Raw genomic sequence first — 17,143 nt, forward strand, 5'->3', positions numbered from 1 at the left:
GGCATGAGCCGGAAAGCCAACACCCGATCGAGGTCAGCTCCCGGTAAAGCCACCCCTGCGAACGCTGATCAGCCTAAGGCGCGAGGTAGGTATAACCCTGAAGGCTGCGCTCATAGTTTTGTAGCAACAGTTGTGACTCCCGCAAGGAAATGTGTTTTTCCTGCATGGCCTGCTCCGCTTGCCGACGAATACTTTCCACCAAATCATCCGACTCGTATTGCACGTAGCTGAGGGCTTCCTTCATGGTGTCGCCCTTCACCACATGCTCAATCCGGTAGCCCTTGGGGGTGAGGTGGATATGAACCGTGTTGGTGTCGCCAAACAGATTGTGCAGGCTGCCCATAATTTCCTGATAAGCGCCGTTCAGGAACATGCCGAGGTAGTAGGGTTCATATTCCCGATCGCCATAGGCCTCCTGTTGGCTGGGATCAACCGGCTTCAGGGCGTGCAGTTCCAACACGTTTTTCACGTCGCGCAAATCGATGAATTGGTCGATTTTGCCGTCGCTGTCGCAGGTGAGATCGGCCAAAATTCCCCGCTCGGTGGGTTCTTCATCGAGGCGGTGGATCGGCGCGATCGGGAAAAGCTGCCCGATCGCCCAAGTATCCGGGGCCGACTGGAACACCGACATATTGATGTAGTAAATCGACGACATCATCTGTTCTAGGTATTCCAAATCATCGGGCACGTAATCTTCCTTGCGGACAATTTCCCGAATCTTGGTGCAACAAGCCCAATACAACCGCTCAATTTTGGCGCGATCGGTCAGGCTCAAATAACCAAAACTAAACAGACTCAAGGCCTCATCCCGGGTTTGCGTTGCATCGTGGAACATCTCTTGATAGTTGTCCCGATCGATCAACGAATAGGTTTCGTAAAGGCTCTTGAGGGCTGCGTGGTCTTCCGGTTCCGAGGGTTGCGGCTCCGTGAAAGCCATTTGGCTCACACTCAACACATCAAACACCAACACCGACTGGTGCGAAGCCACCGCCCGCCCGCTCTCGCTAATCAGGGTGGGAACCTTCACCCCTCGCGACGAACAGGTATCATTCACCGCCGCCACAATATCATCGGCGTAATTTTGCAGCGTGTAGTTGGTGGAAGCGTGGAAATTCGTCTTGGAACCGTCATAGTCGATTCCCAAGCCGCCTCCCACATCCAGGTATTGCATCCCCGCGCCCAGTTCATGCAGTTCCACATAAATCTGGCTGGCTTCGCGGATCGCATCCTTAATCACGCTGATTGAGGAAATCTGAGAACCGATGTGGAAATGCAGCAACTGCAAACAGTCGAGCATATCCGCTTGGCGTAGTTGATCCACCGCGCCCAGAATTTCCGGAATCGTCAGGCCAAATTTTGCCCGATCGCCCGCCGAATCTCCCCAGCGGCCCACGCCCTTGGCATTCAGCTTGGCCCGGACACCCAAAATTGGCTTGATGCCTAACCGTTGACTGGCGGAGATGGCAAGTTTCACCTCTTCCACCTGCTCCAGCACAATTACGGGCGTTTTGCCCAAGCGCTGGGCCAAGATCGCCGTTTCGATATATTCCCGATCCTTGTAGCCATTGCAAATCAGCATGGCTCCCGGGGTGGTCAACATCGCCAGGGCGATCATCAATTCTGGCTTTGACCCGGCCTCCAGGCCAAATTGATAGGGCTGGCCAAATTCCACCAGGTCTTCAATCAAGTGGCGCTGCTGGTTGCACTTGACGGGGAACACACCCTTATAGCCCCCGGCATATTTGTACTTGGCGATCGCCTTCGCAAAAACCGCCGTGAGCCGTTCAATGCGATCGGCCAAAATATCCGTGAACCGAATCAACAGAGGCAGACCCAAATTTCGCTGCTTGAGCGCTTCAACGAGTTCATGCAGGTCGATCGCCCCGCCGCGCTCCGCTTTTGGCGAAACCGTCACGTGACCCGCTGCATTAATCGAAAAATACGGCTCACCCCATGCCCGAATGCGATAGGTGGCTTCGCTGTTCTCGATTGTCCAGGGACGTTCCCCGGTCACGCTATTTGTTTTTTGTGCCAATTCCGTTAAACCCTGAATTGCCGTGCGTGCATCGGCCCGCATTCCGCGCTTGCGTCGTCCGCCCCGGTCACTGCGGGCTGTTGCTTCCGCTGCCTTTGCAGTAACCGACCCGTCCACCATTGGACTTTCGGCCTGGGCGATCGTCGATTCCGCCGTGGCAGTCTCGACCGTCAAATCGATCCCCATTTTTCGTCAACCTCCAGACGACAGTCCAGCTAGCAGCGGGTCTGCTTGATTGATATTGACCGGTAAGAACCGGACTAAGATAAACCAGCTTCTCAGTGTATCCTAATTCCAATCAAAAGGGCGGCAATCCCGGTGGGGTAAGGATTTGGTTAACTTTTGGTTATAGCCCCGCAGTCCTAGAACGACCGGTGAAGTCAACCGTGAAGCGCTAATCGACAGTCCCGGCGATCGATCCTGACCAAACTGGCCCATTTTTTTGCACTATTAGAAGGGCAAAAATTTCCCGCCCCTATTATTTTTCCCTTTCTTGAGGAGTGCAAGTCGTGGAACGTACGTTTATTGCCATCAAACCCGATGGCGTGCAGCGCGGTCTGATTGGTGAAATCATCAAGCGTTTTGAAGTCAAAGGCTTCACCCTCGTGGGTCTCAAGCTGCTGAACGTGAGCCGCGAGCTAGCCGAAGAGCACTACTCGGTACACCGCGAGCGCCCCTTCTTTGCTGGTTTGGTGGAATTCATCACCTCCGGCCCCGTGGTGGCGATGGTGTGGGAAGGTGACGGCGTGGTGGCATCGGCCCGCCAAATCATTGGGGCCACCAACCCCCTGACCGCCAATCCGGGCACGATTCGGGGTGACTTTGGGGTCAACATTGGCCGCAACCTGATCCATGGTTCCGACGCAGTGGAAACGGCCCAGCGCGAAATCGCCTTGTGGTTCAAGGATGAGGAGCTGGCCAACTGGTCTCCGACGATCAGCAAGTGGCTGTACGAATAGGATCGTTGATTAACCCTCGCCACTCGCGAGATTGGGGTGCGTCCTCAAATTCGATTCATGAAAACTTGATTCGTTGGGGCTGAGATATGTGAATCTGCTCAACCCCATGATCCTGGACAAGGGGCTGAAGCCCCTTGTCTTTGCTGCTTTTGGGGTCTTTTAGCCACGACTGTGGAACTCGATTTGATTGCCCCGAATGATCAGGTCATAGCCACCGAAAAAGTTTTGACCCAATAGTCCAATTTCCAAGGCCGGCGCAACGCCCACTTCTAGGTTGCTGACCGACAGGCCTTCCACTTGCACGGTGTCAACGCGGGCCAAGTCCATGGTGACGCGGCGATCGCTCGGGGTGGAAACCAAGATTTTGTCGTGGGGCCGAATACCGAGGGTTGACAGCATTTTGCTGGTGATCACGGTGGCGCTGGCTCCGGTGTCCAACATCATGGGAAATTTGCGCCCGTTGAAGGTCACTTCAATGACGGGAATGCCACTGACCCGCCGAATGATGGGGATGGTGGCGATGACGGGCCCGGAACTGGCGGCGGTGCTGTTTGGGCTGTCGCTGCCGGTTTCCGGAGCGGGCAGGTTGGAGCTGGTGTCAGGGTTGCCGCTGGGGCTGCTGGCGGGAATGGGGGTGGCGGCGGCTCCGGGCTGGGTTCCGCCGTTGCTGTCGGGGGTGGTGTTGCTGGTGGGGGCGCTCAGGGGTTGGGCGGCAATGGTGGCGGGGGGCTGGGCGATCGGCTGGCGCGATCGCTCCCGAGCATAGGCCAAGTTGCTGCGGTATTCCTGGATTTTGGCTTGGGCTTGGGCATGTTGGGCACTTTGGGGCGGGACTGATTGCAGCACCACGATCGCCTCTTGCCAACGGGACATGACATATTGCCAATCCGCTGGAATGTAGGCCGATTGGGTGAGCTTCGCTGCGCCATAGCCCAAGTCGAGGGCTTTTTGGAAGGTGGCGGCTCCGTCGATCGACGGGGTGGGTGCGGTGGGGGCTTGGGGCTTGGCGGCGATCGGGACGGGGGCGCTTTCGTTGGTTTCGACGGGCGCGGGGGCGGGGGCAGAGCCAAGGGGCAGCGCCTCACAACCGGCCAGGGCGATCGCCCCTAGCCCAATCCAGGTTGCCCACAGTTGCTTCCACATGGCTTTGATTTTTGGCTTGAAGGTTAACTGCAACGTTGACTGTAAAGAAGCCCCTTAATTTGGGGGATGGGTCGGGAAAATCAGCCCTTGGCATCTTGATCGATCAAAGTTGATCGAACAGGCGACAACCCCTGAAACCGACCTTGCCCCAATGTTTTTTCCTAGGTTTCCCAAAATCCTATAGAAAACTGTCGAATTTGATAGCACTCGCGGGCCAGAAATGATTGTATATAGACTTGATTTTATGCTCACTTCATCGACTGCTGCACAGGCATTGCTCACCATGTCTTCAACTTCCGATCGCCCAGCGCTTTTAGTCTTGGCCGATGGCAGCGCCTATTTGGGTCGCAGCTTCGGAGCCACCGGCACAACCGTTGGCGAAGTCGTCTTTAACACCGGCATGACTGGCTATCAGGAGGTGCTGACCGATCCGAGCTATTGCGGCCAGATTGTGCTGTTCACCTATCCGGAGTTGGGCAACGTTGGCATCAACCCGGAAGATGAAGAGTCCGATCGCCCCTATGTGTGCGGGGCGATCGCCCGCAACGTGTCTCGCCGGCCGAGCAACTGGCGATCGACCGAGGCCCTGCCCGACTACATGGGCCGCCATGATATTCCAGGCATCTACGGGATTGATACTCGGGCGATCGTCCGCAAAATTCGGGCCGTGGGGGCCATGAACGGGGCAATTTCCACGGAAATCTTGGATCCGGCAGATTTGCTGCGGTTGGTGCAACAAACCCCGAGCATGGCGGGCTTGAACCTGGTGAAGGAAGTCACCACAGCGGAAATTTACGAGTGGACGGAAGGAACCCAACCGGAATGGGAATTTAACCCGGCGACGGAGGCGGCCAAGGCCACCACGGGTGATCAGCCGTTGACAGTGGTGGCGCTGGACTTTGGCGTGAAGCGGAATATTCTGCGCCGGTTGGCGAGTTTTGGCTGCCGCATCATTGTTGTGCCCGCCAGCACCCCGATCGACACCATCTTGGGATTCAATCCCGATGGGATTTTCCTCTCGAACGGCCCCGGCGATCCGTCCGCTGTCACCGAGGGCATTGAAACCGTGCAACAACTGGTGAATGCCAACAAGCCCATGTTTGGCATTTGCATGGGTCACCAAATTTTGGGCTTGGCCCTGGGAGCCGAAACCTTCAAGCTCAAGTTTGGCCACCGCGGCCTGAACCAGCCGGCTGGCTTTGCGGGGCAACAGGTGGAAATCACCAGCCAAAACCACAGTTTCGCCATTTCTGACGGTTCCCTGACGGAAGGAGAGGTGGAAGTGACGCATTTGAACCTGAACGATCGAACGATCGCGGGCTTGCGCCACCGCCAATTGCCGCTGTTTTCGGTGCAATATCACCCAGAAGCCAGCCCCGGCCCCCACGATGCCGATTATCTGTTTGAAAAATTCGTGCGATCAATGCAAGATGCCCGCCGCAATCGATCGGCTGTCACGGCCTAGGCAACTGGGATCGTGTTTGGGCAATCAATCCCAATCGACAAGAACTCAAGCACGCTAACCCAACAAATCTAAGGTAGGGGCGCACATCGGTGCGCCCTAAATTGATTGTTTTATTTACTATTCTCGTGCAGAAATTTCAAATTCTTCCATAAAAAAAGGGGCCGAAGCCCCTCAACCACCAAAATTCCACCAAAGATTTAGAGAACTTGACCAGTGAATGATCGCCCTCATGCTTCATGCTTTAGAACTCAATTTAGAACTAACCATCAAGCATCAGAGTCGATCGCATCACCGGACGAGGAAAGCACTCAATTACAGACAATTCAGCCTGGGTCACTGAGTTAACAACCTAGGTACCAACTCAGCTAGCACCTCAGTTAGCGAACGGTTCCCCGTAGTGCTTCCGCATCCACCCCTGGCAACAGGAACAGACGCAGCAAATGCCCAAAAATTTGCACCTGAATCGGGAGCTTCTTCAGGGATTTCAACCACTTGGGCTGTGGTGATTTCTCGATCGCGCTCATCTGCTGATTCAGATCAGAACATTGATGGAGTCGATCGAGAAATTCTGGATGATCCACATTTAAAACAGACGGGAAAGCCCGCGCCGCCGTTTCGTTGGTTTTGCGAATCACTTCCGCATCGAAATCCGTGGGATTGATGCCAAGGGTGTGATAGAAATTCGCGCGCTCATGAACTGTCAAGGTGTGGGTTGCAAACACCGTCAGCAGGAAAAAACGGCTCCAGAGGCGCGATTGCCAGGTTTGCCACAGGCCGGGCTGCGATCGCAGGAGGGCCTTGAAAATATCGCCATGGCGATTTTCATCCTGACACCAAGGTTCAAAGTATTTGAACAGGGGATAAAACTGATTTTCGGGATGGGCGGCCAGGTGACGATGAATCAGAATGTAGCGCCAATAGCCAATTTTTTCAGACAAATAAACCGTGTAAATCACCCACTCGATCGGGAAGAAGGTGTACTGACGATTCTTGGTTAAATGTCCCAAATCCAGAGTACGCCCAAAGTCTCCCATGGCTTTGTTCAAAAATCCCGCATGGCGAGCCTCATCTCGCGCCATCAATTGGAACATTTCCGCCAACAAAGGGCTGCGCTGCTTCACACGGCGCGACAGTTCCTTAAAGAGCAAAAATCCCGAAAACTCAGAAACGCACGATCGCTCCAGGTAATCAATAAATGCTTGCCGAGCCTCGCCCGTAATATGATCCCAGGACTGATTAAACGATTGATCGCGCACAAAGTGGTCGCGATTATAGTCCGCGCGCATTTCCGCCAACATCGCTTCCAGTTCCGTGGCTTGGGCTGACAAGTCCAGGCCCGCCGCCACCTCAAAATTTGTGGTGTAAAAGCGTGGTGTCAGGAGATTTTCTTGAATTGCGACCTGCTTGGCGATCGCGGGTTTTGCCAATGAATCAACCATGGTCAAAGATCAAAGATCAGAAATTAAGGACTAGACCAAAACGGAACGAAGACTAAACAAAAACTCAACTTGCGCCTGCGCTAGCGTTCGGAGAACCCCAACCGTCAGCACTGAGCCATGGGACAGGGCAGGAATTGGGCTTGCTGGCGGGACTGGATGAGCCGGATCGTTGGGGATGACCACCTGCCGGGGGCTGGTTTGTTAAGTTATGAGAATTTCCTACTATTGAATCATTTAATCGCTATATGGTTATTTATCGTTAACAGAATTTTACGCAGCCTAGGAGCGGGCCACCATGAGCCACGACCTGAGCCACGACCTGAGCCACAGTACCCAACCCCTCGCCCCCGGCCACCAGCTCGCCGCACGCCTGCGGGAGGGAACCCAGCAATCCCACACCAGCGCCGAGAACACGGCCTACATGAAGTGCTTTCTGAAGGGCATTGTGGTGCGCGAGGCTTTCCAGAAACTTTTGGCGAATTTGTATTGGGTTTATGATGCCCTGGAAACGGAACTCGATCGCCTGAAAAATCACCCGATCGTTGGACAAATCTACTTTCCAGAGTTGCTACGGCGGGATCAACTCGCCCGCGATCTTGCCTTTTATTACGGGGAAGATTGGCCAACCCAAATTACTCCTAGCCCAGTCACACTCAACTATTTGATGCGAATTCATTGGGCGGCTTCAGAGCAGCCAGAACGGTTAATCGCCCATGCCTATGTGCGCTATTTGGGTGATTTGTCCGGCGGTCAAGGTCTGCGAACGATCGCCCGATCAGCTTTGAATTTGCCAGCCGATCAGGGAACCCGTTTGCATGAATTTGACTCATTGCCAACGCCCGAAGCCAAACGAGATTTCAAGATGCGCTATCGGGATCTCTTAAACGCACTGCCCTTGAATGAATCGCAAGTGGCGGGCATCGTTGAAGAGGCGAACCTCGCCTTTAGTTTGAATCGCCAGTTGGTAGAAAGTTTGGAACCGGTGATTCAAGCGGCCGTGAATCCCGCGATTTTTGAAGAAGTGGTTTTGCAATCTCGTAAGGGCAGCACCGAATTGGTGAGTGTGAGTTAGCGATCTCCCGCCATATTCGCCATTCATCTGCCGTTCACTCGCAATGGCTGGTGAATCTGGTGAATTCTCAGCCAATCAACTGTCCATCCCACAACAACCATTGCTCGGGCGATCGCTCGGTGAATTAATTTATTGATTTTCTGGGCGATCGCCGCTTTCTTTGCCTGTTCGCATTTTGCCTTTTGGTGTTTTTGAATCCCGCTAGGAACTCCACCCATGCAAGTTTTAGATCAAGCTTTAAATTTGGCCTTTGATGCAGATTTGATTCAAAAATATAATTGCTCTTTACCTCGCTATACCAGCTATCCGCCAGCCACGGAACTTTCGACTCAGTTTCCAGAACAAGACTGGATCCAATCCATTCAGCGTGGCAACGATCGCAAAACGCCCCTTTCCTTATATTGCCACATCCCCTTTTGCGAGTCGGCTTGCTATTTTTGTGGTTGCAACACGGTCATCACTCAACACAAGGCCGTCACAGAAACCTATTTGGATTATCTGCAACGTCACATTGAGCAAGTCTCAAGGTATTTATCAGATGATCGATTGGTCAATCAGATGCATTGGGGAGGCGGCACTCCGAATTATTTATCGATCGAGCAGGTGCAGCATCTCTGGAAAATTCTGCACCAACATTTTCAATTCACTGACGATGCAGAACTGTCGATCGAGGTGAATCCGCGACCGCTCACGGAAAGCTATGTTTCGGCCTTGCGATCGCTCGGCTTCAATCGCATTAGCTTTGGCATTCAAGACTTCAATCCTGTTGTTCAAGAAGCCATTAATCGCATCCAGCCAGAAGAAATGCTCTTCCAAGCGATGGATTGGATGCGGGCGGCTGAGTTTGAAAGCATCAATGTCGATTTGATCTATGGGTTGCCTTTCCAGGATCTCAACACCTTCCGAGAAACGCTGCATAAAACCCTAGCCCTGAATCCCGATCGAATTGCAGTGTTTAACTTTGCCTATGTGCCTTGGATGAAACCAATTCAGCGGCGGATTCCCTACGATGCATTGCCCTCAGCGGAAGAAAAACTAGACATTTTGCAGATGACGATCGCCACCCTCACGGAAGCGGGCTACACCTTCATTGGCATGGATCACTTTGCAAAACCCGATGATGAATTGGCGATCGCCCAGCGCCAGGGACAGCTTCACCGCAACTTCCAAGGCTATACAACACAGCCCGATTCTGATCTGATTGGGTTTGGTATGACTTCCATCGGAATGCTGAATGATGTTTATACCCAAAATCAAAAGCGTCTGCGGGATTATTACCGAGCTATTGACTATCAAACGCTCCCGATCGAGCGTGGGGTGACCTTAGACGCTGATGATATTTTGCGGCGTTCAATCATCATGGAACTGATGTGTCAATTCCAGGTCGATCGGGATGCGCTGGCCCAAAAATATGGACTGTCCTTTAAGCACAGTTTGGAAGCCCATTTTCCGCAGGAATATTTGGATTTACGGAATCTGGAAGCCGATGGCCTGTTAACCCTGATGACCAACCGGATCACCATCACCCCGATCGGTCGCCTGTTGGTGCGCAATATTGCTTCTGTGTTTGATCGCTATCTGCGTGCCCAGACCTATAACGGGTTCTCAAAGGCAGTTTAGAGAACGAATGAAGGGGATCAGCCTGGCGATTATTTTGCAGTGATCCCAAGCTGTAGAGACAAGGGGCTTAAGCCCCTTGTTTTTGTTGAGTATTATTTTAGGGAGTGATCTTCACTTGCTCTGAAAGCTATCTGTAGGGTGGGCAATGCCCACCTAATAATTGCTTTATAGCATCTGTGGCATGGTGTACCGGTCATGCTGGATAAAGGCTGTATTTTCGAGAAATGATCTCCATTGGCTCTGAAAGTAAGCTCCAGTTAATCTCCATGAATTAAAGTCTGCATTCTCAAACTCATTGCCAAAAAGTTGCAGCTTCAAATTGGTAAACAATGGGCAATGTGATACATGGTTCGTGATGATTGGTTTGTCAAAAATAAGGTTAGAACCACAGGGGCAAAATGATTGACAGCAAAATAACCGAGGTGCAGTAACAGGGCCCAGTCAAGGCCCGCAACCCCCAATCCCTAACGCTGACAAATCAAGCCAGCGGCCATCAAGCTAGACAGGGCCTGTTCCACTTCCGGGCGTGTGTATCGAGAGCAGGCGGAAATGGTGGCGGAGCTGATGGCGGTGGAGTTGTGGGCCAGCATTTGCACCAGGGCCAAAATTTCTCGTTCCACTTCAGTCAAAGTGTACTGAATGCGTTTACCCATGCGAACTTCAGTCATGACGACAACTCCAACCTGTGTGATGCAACCAAAAATCATTTCACCGAGCCGCGAAATTCACCCCATGTGCATCGGGGTTAGCAATTGTCGCGACTGGTTCGTCTAAAGAATCGTGGTTTTCAGATGGTTTTGCGGCGATCGCCATCCGTAGCCAGTTGTGAAATTGCCCTAGGCGAGATGCGATCGAGTGGGGGTGAGTGGTGCGATCGCGATCGCAAGCCAATTGCTTTCCGGTTGCCCTGGCCCGATCGCTCCCCCAAGATTGCGCCAAAAGATTGCCCCATCAGCTTTCCTGACAAGGGTTGATCAACAGTACAATCGCAATCAACCGAGGTTCCTCAACAGCTACGGCAACCCAATTCAGCCGAGTTCTGTTGATCTGGTTGGGAAAATCAGGACACCTTGGGAACCGACGGGTTGCGTTTGCACAATTTTTGGAATCTGGCTGCGTGATTGATTCATCTCCTAACTCACCCTTGCTCCCGAATTCGGCAGAAACCAGCGCTCCTGAAGGGCCGATCGAGCCGACTGTGGTTACGGATCCCGATCGGCTTGATCGCGCCCTGCTGCAAGGGGCCCACGCCTGGGAAGCCTCCCGTGGGGAGCTGGCCCTGCTTTGTGTGCCGGGGATGATCGATTTGCATGTGCGGCGGCTGGAGATGTTGGCCGCCGTGTTGGGCTATCCCTTTTCGCCGGAGGAAATGGCGCGGGTGCGAGCCACGGTGACCCAAAACGTGGAGGAAGGGTTTGCGGCTTCTCCCTATTCGCAATTGCTGGTGCGCTATTCGCCAGCTCCGCCTCCCCATCGGGGTCTGGTTTGGGACATCCGACCGGTGGCCATCTCCTACAGCGATCGCGCCAAATTGTTTTTGCAATACCGCCCGCCTAAGGATAGTGATCGCTATCCCGATGCCAAGGTGCTGGATTTGGCGGCGGCCCTGAGGGCCCAAGCCCCCGCCGCCACAATTCCGGTGTTGGATGTGGGAGCCGGGACGGGGCGCAACGCGATCGCCCTGGCCCAACAAGGCCACCTGGTGGATGCGATCGAGTTCACCCCCGAAATGCTCGACACCATTCGCCAACTGGCTAAGGATGCGGGTGTGGCGATCGACCTGATTGAGCAAGATATTCGCGATCCTGCCTTTACCCCCAAGCCCGATCGCTACGGTCTGATTGTTCTGACCGGTATGGTGCAATATTTCAGCGATCCGGCCCAACTGGCGCATCTGTTGGCCAAGCTGACTCCGGCGTTGCGGCCCGGCGGGAAAATTGTGATGGACTGCTTTGTCACCACCGATGGCTATGACCCCACGCCGCTGGCGCGGCAACTATCCTACGTGACTGATAGTTTTCTGTTGCAGCCAACGGAGCTAACCCGGGCGATCGCCTCGTTGCCCCTGCGGGTGGTGTCCGATGAGCCGGCCTTGGCCTATGAGCGGGAACACTTGCCCCCGGAAGCCTTGGCGGCCCGAGAGTGGTTGGATCCCTGGGCCACGGGCGATCGACTCTTCCCCTTGGGGGATCAACAACGGCCCCCAGTTTCTCTGCGATGGCTGGTGTATGAACGGGTCACGCCCTAGCGCTTTCGTTGGAAATTGCTCGATTTTCAGCGTTTCTGGCTTGTCTGACGGTTGATTTGAACTCAGAGATAACTCAGAGATATTGTCCTATGCCTGCAACCAATCCCAATTCCCCCGGTTCTCAACCAACGCCCGATCACCCCACTTGGAGCAGCCAGGCCCTGAGCCGTTGTTTACCGACACCGGAATGGATGTTGAGTATGGCCGTCTTGCCCGTTTTGACTGGTTTTGTGGGGATTCGGATGTTGGCAACGGCAACGGCAGAATTAGGAGAATTAGCGGAAGAAATCTTTCGGGGCGATCGGTTGCCCTTGCTGAATATTCCCCAACCCCAATCCAATGAGACCTCAATGGTTGAACAGTAATTGTCCTTCGTCGGTCGTGCGACGATCGGGCTATTGGATCACTCCTAACTTGGTTGCCAAAACACCATGCCCAATCGCCTAGCCCCCCTCTTAAACCCCGATCGTCGATATACCTTTTCCGACTACTTCGACCTCAATATTTCTACCCGCGAGCTGGTTGAATATTTTGGCTGTTCCTACCATCTTCAGCCCCTTAATCTCCCCCGCTGGCAGCAATCCAGCGGTGCGGCTGCGACGCAAACCCTCCGGCCGAGTGATGGCGTAAGCCTGACGGAGCAATCTCGCCTCCGTGCCACCTACACCCAAAAACTGCCCTTCATTTCGTTGACTTCGGAAACGGCCAAACGAGAATTTTATATTGCACCCCTGTTGTTGGAATTACTCGACTACGCCCCGATCGAAATTGAAGTGGAATATAGCCTCAATGGTGGTGAAAACCTCAGTGGAACCGTGGACTATTGCCTCAAGGCAGCCGATCAAATGCTGATTATTGAAGCGAAAAAGGGCGATTTAGAGCGCGGTTTTAACCAATTAGCCGTTGAATTAATTGCCTTAGATCGGGCGATCGCCCCTGGCCAACCCTGGTTATACGGAGCCGTGACGATCGGGAATGTTTGGGTTTTTGGCCAACTCGATCGCGCTAGCCAAGCGATTTATAAAGACCTCAATGCCTATACAATTCCTGGAAATCTAGACGACCTGATCGCCATTTTGCTGGGTATTCTTCAGGCTAAGTCGTGACATTTTAGAGGATCTCTGAAGAGCCTAAATGGCTAACCTTTCAGATCTTGCAAGCCAGCGAAGACAAGGGGCTTAGGTTCCGTGCCCCAGTCGTCGTAACAAGGGACTTGAGCATCTTGCTCCCCACGATCCGCTAACGGCAGATCTAGGGTTTTGGGCTAAATGATGATTATTGCTTGACCTATGCCAAAAAATGCTTTTCAGACCTCTTCTAAGTCAAGACTCCAAAATAGATTCATCAACAATCAAAAAAGGGAGGCAGAATATAACATCCTGCCTCCCGCATGATTCAAAAAACTACTAGCGAAGACTAGCTACAGAACATTGCAAGATCGAGTAGCTAGCTGAAGCCTTTGGAAACTACTTCCACTTGCGGGCAACCAGTTCCGCCAAGTCCACAACGCGCTGGCTGTAGCCCCACTCGTTGTCATACCAAGCGATGACCTTCACCATGTCGCCGCCCAGCACCAAGGTCAGGCTAGCATCCACGATCGAGGAAGCATCGGTTCCCTTGTAGTCCGAGGAAACCAAGGGCAGATCGCTGTATTCCAAAATGCCCTTCAGGCCGTTTTCAGCAGCGGCCTTCAGCACTTCGTTCACCTGCTCGGCGATCGTGCTCTTTTCCACTTGGGCCACAAAGTCCACCACCGAAACGTTCGGGGTCGGCACGCGCATGGCGATCCCGTTCAGTTTGCCCTTCATTTCCGGCAACACCAGGGCCACAGCCTTGGCAGCACCCGTGGAGGTGGGCACAATGTTCATGGCCGCAGCACGGGCCCGACGCACATCCCGGTGGCTGGCATCCAGCAACCGTTGGTCGCCAGTGTAGCTGTGGGTGGTGGTCATGGTGCCTTTGATGATGCCAAAGTTCTCATGCAACACCTTCACCACGGGAGCCAAGCAGTTGGTGGTGCAGCTCGCGTTACTAACGATGTTGAATTTGTCGTGGTCGTAGTCGCTGTCGTTCACGCCCATCACGAACGTGCCAACACCGTCACCCTTGCCCGGAGCGGTGATCAGGACTTTCTTAGCACCGGCTTGGATGTGCTTAGAAGCGCCTTCTTCGCTAACAAATACGCCTGTCGATTCAATGATCAGGTCAATGCCCCACTCGGCCCAGGGCAACTTGAGCGGATCCCGATCGGACACGCATTTGATCGTTTTGCCGTTGACGGTAATGGAATTTTCGTCAGCCTGAATGTCGGCATTTAGCTTGCCGAGCATCGTGTCGTACTTGAGCAAATGGGCATTCGTCTTGGGGTCGGACGTATCGTTAATGCCCACCAGTTCGAGCTGGCTATCTTGGCGGGTCAACCAGCATCTTAAGAAGTTACGACCGATTCGGCCAAAACCGTTAATGGCGACTCTAATCACTATGCTATGCCCTCGCGTGCTTTAGGGTGTATTAAGGAAATAGTTGACGGGTTTCCCACATTTTCGGAGCGGGAATGCCAGCCCTAATTCAGCAACCACTGAAGTTGCTCAACTAGACCACGGGTTGACGCTTTGTCGGCTGCTGCTGGCGAACCAGGCTGACGCTGATCTCTGCGTCTGTTTCGAGTCTCGGACTGCCCGCCCGCGACTTGAAGGCGTTGATTGTACCCAAAATCATATGGTACAGGCTAACTGCACGATCTGATTCCGGGAACTGAGGCGGGGTTGATCGGGTCGATCGATCCCCCCAAAACAGAGGGCGAGCACACGAAAAGCTGCCCCAAGCGATCGCCTGACAAGTGCCAAGCCATCATGCCAGCAATGTGCCCACATTTAACCATCGATCCCGGCCCAATCCCAAACTAATCGCAACGGATTTTGCAGAATTTTTGCGGGGATCATGATCGCTGGTTGCTGTTTGGCCTCGAAGTGAGTGATGGCCGCTGGGAATGAGACCCGGTGGGGCGATCGCCAAGAGCTGGGTTTGGGCTTGGTTAAGGTCTGATGGAGGTCTGCTGGAGGCTTGGCTAAGACCCCTCAAACACCCTTCTGGGTCGATCGGGCCAATTGGGCTGTTCCCCATCAAAATGGGTTAAATTCGCAAGAAATTCGTCAGATTTCAGGCCGCAATCGTTCGCCGAAACCCACAGCCCAGGCTGGTTTCAGGAGGATCAACGCTTCTCTGCGGCAATTTGACCGTTGCTGATATGATATGGCGTGATTGTTGGTGTGGTGTTTTGAGGAGCGGCAATGCCGAATCTTGTGGATTTTAGCGGAAGGCCTTTCCACTTTATTGGCATCGGTGGCATCGGCATGTCGGCTCTCGCGTATATTCTGGTCAAGCAAAAGATCCCCGTTTCTGGATCGGACGCGCGATCGAGCCATATTACCCAACGCCTGGAACAACTAGGTGCTCAGATTTTTTGGCAACAATCCGCAACGAACTTTGATGCCTTTCGTTCCGGTGTGCCTTTTGCAACTCCTCCCGCGCTGGCCTCTGATGTTCCCTTAGCGGCAACGGCCCTAGCCACGGCTCCCGAGACCGAAGCGCACTCCACCGCACCGCAAGCCCTGCCGCAGGTTGTCTGTTCAACGGCGATTCAGGCAGAAAACCCGGAATATCAAGCGGCGGTAGAGCTGGGTTGCCCAATTTTGCATCGCTCAGACCTGCTGGCAGCGCTGATGAGCCGATCGCGGGGGATCGCCGTTGCCGGAACCCACGGCAAAACCACCACCAGCAGCCTGATTGGTTACATGCTGCTCCAGGCAGGCATTGATCCCACCATCATTGTGGGCGGCGAGGTGGGCGCTTGGGAGGGCAATGCGCGCTTAGGTCAGGGCCCTTACCTGGTGGCGGAGGCGGATGAGTCCGATGGCTCACTGATTAAGCTTTCTGCGGAACTCGGCGTTATCACCAACATTGAACTCGACCACCCCGATCACTACCAGTCGCTTGATGGGGTGGTCGAAATCTTTGAGCAGTTTACCCACAACTGCCAACGCTGGGTGGGGTGTTTGGACTGTCCCACGCTGCGCGATCGCCTCAAACCCGATATTTCCTACAGCCTTGATCCCGATCGCGTGGCCGATTACACCGTGCTGAACCCCCAATATACGGCCCAGGGTGTGACAGCCACAGTGCTAGAACGTGGGGAGGTGCTCGGGGAAATCCAACTGCAACTGATGGGCCAGCACAATCTCAGCAATGCCCTGGCTGCCGTGGCCGTGGGTCGGGACTTGGGGTTGGACTTTGCCCAAATTGCTGAAGGATTGGCGGGCTTTCAGGGGGCCCAGCGTCGCTTCGAGCATCGGGGCACCGAGGGGGGAATCGCCCTGTATGACGACTACGCACACCATCCGAGCGAAATTCGCGCCACCTTGGCCGCGGCTCGCCAACGGTTGAGCGCCCAAGCAGGGCAATCGCGAGTAGTGGCAATTTTTCAGCCCCACCGCTACAGTCGCACCCAAACCTTTCTTGAGGAGTTTGCCCAATCATTTCAGGATGCAGATTTAGTGGCCATTGCGGATATTTATGCCGCTGGTGAGAAACAGGTTCCAGGACTCAGCGGCCAAACCTTGGCCGATCGGGTGGCGGCCTACCATCCCGAAGTGTCCTATTGCGGCTCGCTCGACAACACACACCAATTTCTGTCTGCGGCTCTTCAACCGGGTGACCTGGCCCTCTTTTTGGGTGCGGGGAATCTCAATCAAATCGTGCCTTCGGTGCTGAAGGATTTGGCAGCCCGGGCCGATCGGACCACAGATGATTGCAAAACCAGCAGCGCTCTCTAATCTGCGGGTGCATTGCCCGATCGGGTGCTGTTGCTACTTCGCTGACTGAACCGTTTTGAATCGACCTTTAGAGTTTGGATGCGCTCCATCGCATTCCAGTTCTCTATATCTAGGCTCATCTAGGCTCTGGAGCTTGATTTTGAATTTCGATTCTGGATCTTGATTTTGGATCTTGATTCTGGATTTCGATTTTGGATCTGGGTTGCGGGTCTTGGTTGCAGCTCCTAGTGCTCTGGTTCGGTTCCGCCTCTCGGCTTCCTTGCACCAGTTCACTGCATCCTCCCTAGTTGCAGTTTCTAATCGCAATTCGCAATTCGTTTGTTGCAATCC

General features: G+C 53.9%; 14 protein-coding genes. 8 read left to right on the top strand and 6 right to left on the bottom strand.

Annotated elements, in window-relative coordinates; translation table 11 throughout:
- Nucleotides 1-73: 73 nt before the first annotated feature.
- Nucleotides 74-2,221, bottom strand: coding sequence for a biosynthetic arginine decarboxylase (gene speA / locus H6F46_RS00655; protein ID WP_242026374.1), 2,148 nt, complete (start codon nt 2,219-2,221; stop codon nt 74-76).
- A 323-nt stretch (nt 2,222-2,544) separates the two neighbouring features.
- Between speA and ndk the strand changes: the two genes are divergently transcribed.
- Complete coding sequence (gene ndk, locus H6F46_RS00660) at nt 2,545-2,994, top strand: nucleoside-diphosphate kinase (RefSeq protein WP_099533180.1); 450 nt, start codon at nt 2,545-2,547, stop codon at nt 2,992-2,994.
- A 159-nt stretch (nt 2,995-3,153) separates the two neighbouring features.
- Here the strand turns inward: ndk and H6F46_RS00665 are convergent, their stop codons facing one another.
- On the bottom strand, nt 3,154-4,137 hold the full coding sequence (locus H6F46_RS00665; RefSeq protein WP_190354770.1) for a TIGR02281 family clan AA aspartic protease: 984 nt from the start codon (nt 4,135-4,137) through the stop codon (nt 3,154-3,156).
- A gap of 283 nt (nt 4,138-4,420) precedes the next feature.
- On the opposite strand from H6F46_RS00665, the gene carA reads away from it, so the two are divergent.
- Nucleotides 4,421-5,602: a glutamine-hydrolyzing carbamoyl-phosphate synthase small subunit gene (gene carA, locus H6F46_RS00670; protein WP_190354771.1), complete on the top strand. Its 1,182-nt coding sequence runs from the start codon at nt 4,421-4,423 to the stop codon at nt 5,600-5,602.
- Nucleotides 5,603-5,979: 377 nt separating this feature from the next.
- Here the strand turns inward: carA and acsF are convergent, their stop codons facing one another.
- A complete protein-coding gene (acsF, locus tag H6F46_RS00675; RefSeq protein ID WP_099534061.1) occupies nt 5,980-7,041 on the bottom strand; it encodes a magnesium-protoporphyrin IX monomethyl ester (oxidative) cyclase in 1,062 nt (353 codons plus the stop codon).
- Nucleotides 7,042-7,336: 295 nt separating this feature from the next.
- Here acsF and H6F46_RS00680 point away from each other — a divergent pair, with 295 nt between their 5' ends.
- Nucleotides 7,337-8,113, top strand: coding sequence for a heme oxygenase (biliverdin-producing) (locus tag H6F46_RS00680; RefSeq protein WP_190354772.1), 777 nt, complete (start codon nt 7,337-7,339; stop codon nt 8,111-8,113).
- Nucleotides 8,114-8,329: 216 nt separating this feature from the next.
- On the top strand, nt 8,330-9,733 hold the full coding sequence (hemN, locus tag H6F46_RS00685) for an oxygen-independent coproporphyrinogen III oxidase (protein WP_190354773.1): 1,404 nt from the start codon (nt 8,330-8,332) through the stop codon (nt 9,731-9,733).
- A gap of 464 nt (nt 9,734-10,197) precedes the next feature.
- Here the strand turns inward: hemN and H6F46_RS00690 are convergent, their stop codons facing one another.
- Both H6F46_RS00690 and H6F46_RS00695 read right to left on the bottom strand, forming a co-directional pair.
- Nucleotides 10,198-10,401 carry a hypothetical protein gene (locus H6F46_RS00690; RefSeq protein ID WP_099534076.1) on the bottom strand — a complete coding sequence of 68 codons (204 nt, stop codon included), beginning with the start codon at nt 10,399-10,401 and terminating at the stop codon, nt 10,198-10,200.
- Nucleotides 10,402-10,520: 119 nt separating this feature from the next.
- Entirely contained in the window at nt 10,521-10,685 is a 165-nt protein-coding gene (locus tag H6F46_RS00695) for a hypothetical protein (RefSeq protein ID WP_158234473.1), read from the bottom strand.
- A 192-nt stretch (nt 10,686-10,877) separates the two neighbouring features.
- On the opposite strand from H6F46_RS00695, the gene H6F46_RS00700 reads away from it, so the two are divergent.
- The 3 genes from H6F46_RS00700 to H6F46_RS00710 all read left to right on the top strand — a co-directional run bounded on the left by H6F46_RS00700 (nt 10,878) and on the right by H6F46_RS00710 (nt 13,087).
- Nucleotides 10,878-11,981 (top strand): class I SAM-dependent methyltransferase, encoded by a 1,104-nt coding sequence (locus H6F46_RS00700; protein WP_190354774.1) that lies wholly within the window; start codon nt 10,878-10,880, stop codon nt 11,979-11,981.
- Between the two features lie 89 nt (nt 11,982-12,070).
- Entirely contained in the window at nt 12,071-12,346 is a 276-nt protein-coding gene (locus tag H6F46_RS00705) for a hypothetical protein (protein ID WP_190354849.1), read from the top strand.
- Between the two features lie 66 nt (nt 12,347-12,412).
- Nucleotides 12,413-13,087, top strand: a complete 675-nt coding sequence (locus tag H6F46_RS00710; protein ID WP_190354775.1) for a hypothetical protein — start codon at nt 12,413-12,415, stop codon at nt 13,085-13,087.
- A 360-nt stretch (nt 13,088-13,447) separates the two neighbouring features.
- On the opposite strand, the gene H6F46_RS00715 is transcribed toward H6F46_RS00710, so the two are convergent.
- Nucleotides 13,448-14,461, bottom strand: a complete 1,014-nt coding sequence (locus tag H6F46_RS00715) for a type I glyceraldehyde-3-phosphate dehydrogenase (RefSeq protein ID WP_099534083.1) — start codon at nt 14,459-14,461, stop codon at nt 13,448-13,450.
- Nucleotides 14,462-15,271: 810 nt separating this feature from the next.
- Here H6F46_RS00715 and murC point away from each other — a divergent pair.
- Nucleotides 15,272-16,813 (top strand): UDP-N-acetylmuramate--L-alanine ligase, encoded by a 1,542-nt coding sequence (gene murC / locus H6F46_RS00720; protein WP_190354776.1) that lies wholly within the window; start codon nt 15,272-15,274, stop codon nt 16,811-16,813.
- Nucleotides 16,814-17,143: the final 330 nt, after the last annotated feature.

The sequence above is a fragment of the Limnothrix sp. FACHB-1083 genome (assembly GCF_014696485.1).
Lineage (GTDB): Bacteria > Cyanobacteriota > Cyanobacteriia > CACIAM-69d > CACIAM-69d > CACIAM-69d.

What these genes read in the sequence shown, in the direction of transcription:
- murC (WP_190354776.1), top strand. Translation starts at nt 15,272, where the DNA reads ATGCCGAATCTTGTGGATTTTAGCGGAAGGCCTTTCCACTTTATTGGC.
- H6F46_RS00680 (WP_190354772.1), top strand. Translation starts at nt 7,337, where the DNA reads ATGAGCCACGACCTGAGCCACGACCTGAGCCACAGTACCCAACCCCTC.
- acsF (WP_099534061.1), bottom strand. Translation starts at nt 7,041, where the DNA reads ATGGTTGATTCATTGGCAAAACCCGCGATCGCCAAGCAGGTCGCAATT.
- H6F46_RS00695 (WP_158234473.1), bottom strand. Translation starts at nt 10,685, where the DNA reads ATGGGGCAATCTTTTGGCGCAATCTTGGGGGAGCGATCGGGCCAGGGC.
- speA (WP_242026374.1), bottom strand. Translation starts at nt 2,221, where the DNA reads ATGGGGATCGATTTGACGGTCGAGACTGCCACGGCGGAATCGACGATC.
- H6F46_RS00690 (WP_099534076.1), bottom strand. Translation starts at nt 10,401, where the DNA reads ATGACTGAAGTTCGCATGGGTAAACGCATTCAGTACACTTTGACTGAA.
- H6F46_RS00665 (WP_190354770.1), bottom strand. Translation starts at nt 4,137, where the DNA reads ATGTGGAAGCAACTGTGGGCAACCTGGATTGGGCTAGGGGCGATCGCC.
- hemN (WP_190354773.1), top strand. Translation starts at nt 8,330, where the DNA reads ATGCAAGTTTTAGATCAAGCTTTAAATTTGGCCTTTGATGCAGATTTG.
- H6F46_RS00710 (WP_190354775.1), top strand. Translation starts at nt 12,413, where the DNA reads ATGCCCAATCGCCTAGCCCCCCTCTTAAACCCCGATCGTCGATATACC.
- H6F46_RS00705 (WP_190354849.1), top strand. Translation starts at nt 12,071, where the DNA reads ATGCCTGCAACCAATCCCAATTCCCCCGGTTCTCAACCAACGCCCGAT.
- carA (WP_190354771.1), top strand. Translation starts at nt 4,421, where the DNA reads ATGTCTTCAACTTCCGATCGCCCAGCGCTTTTAGTCTTGGCCGATGGC.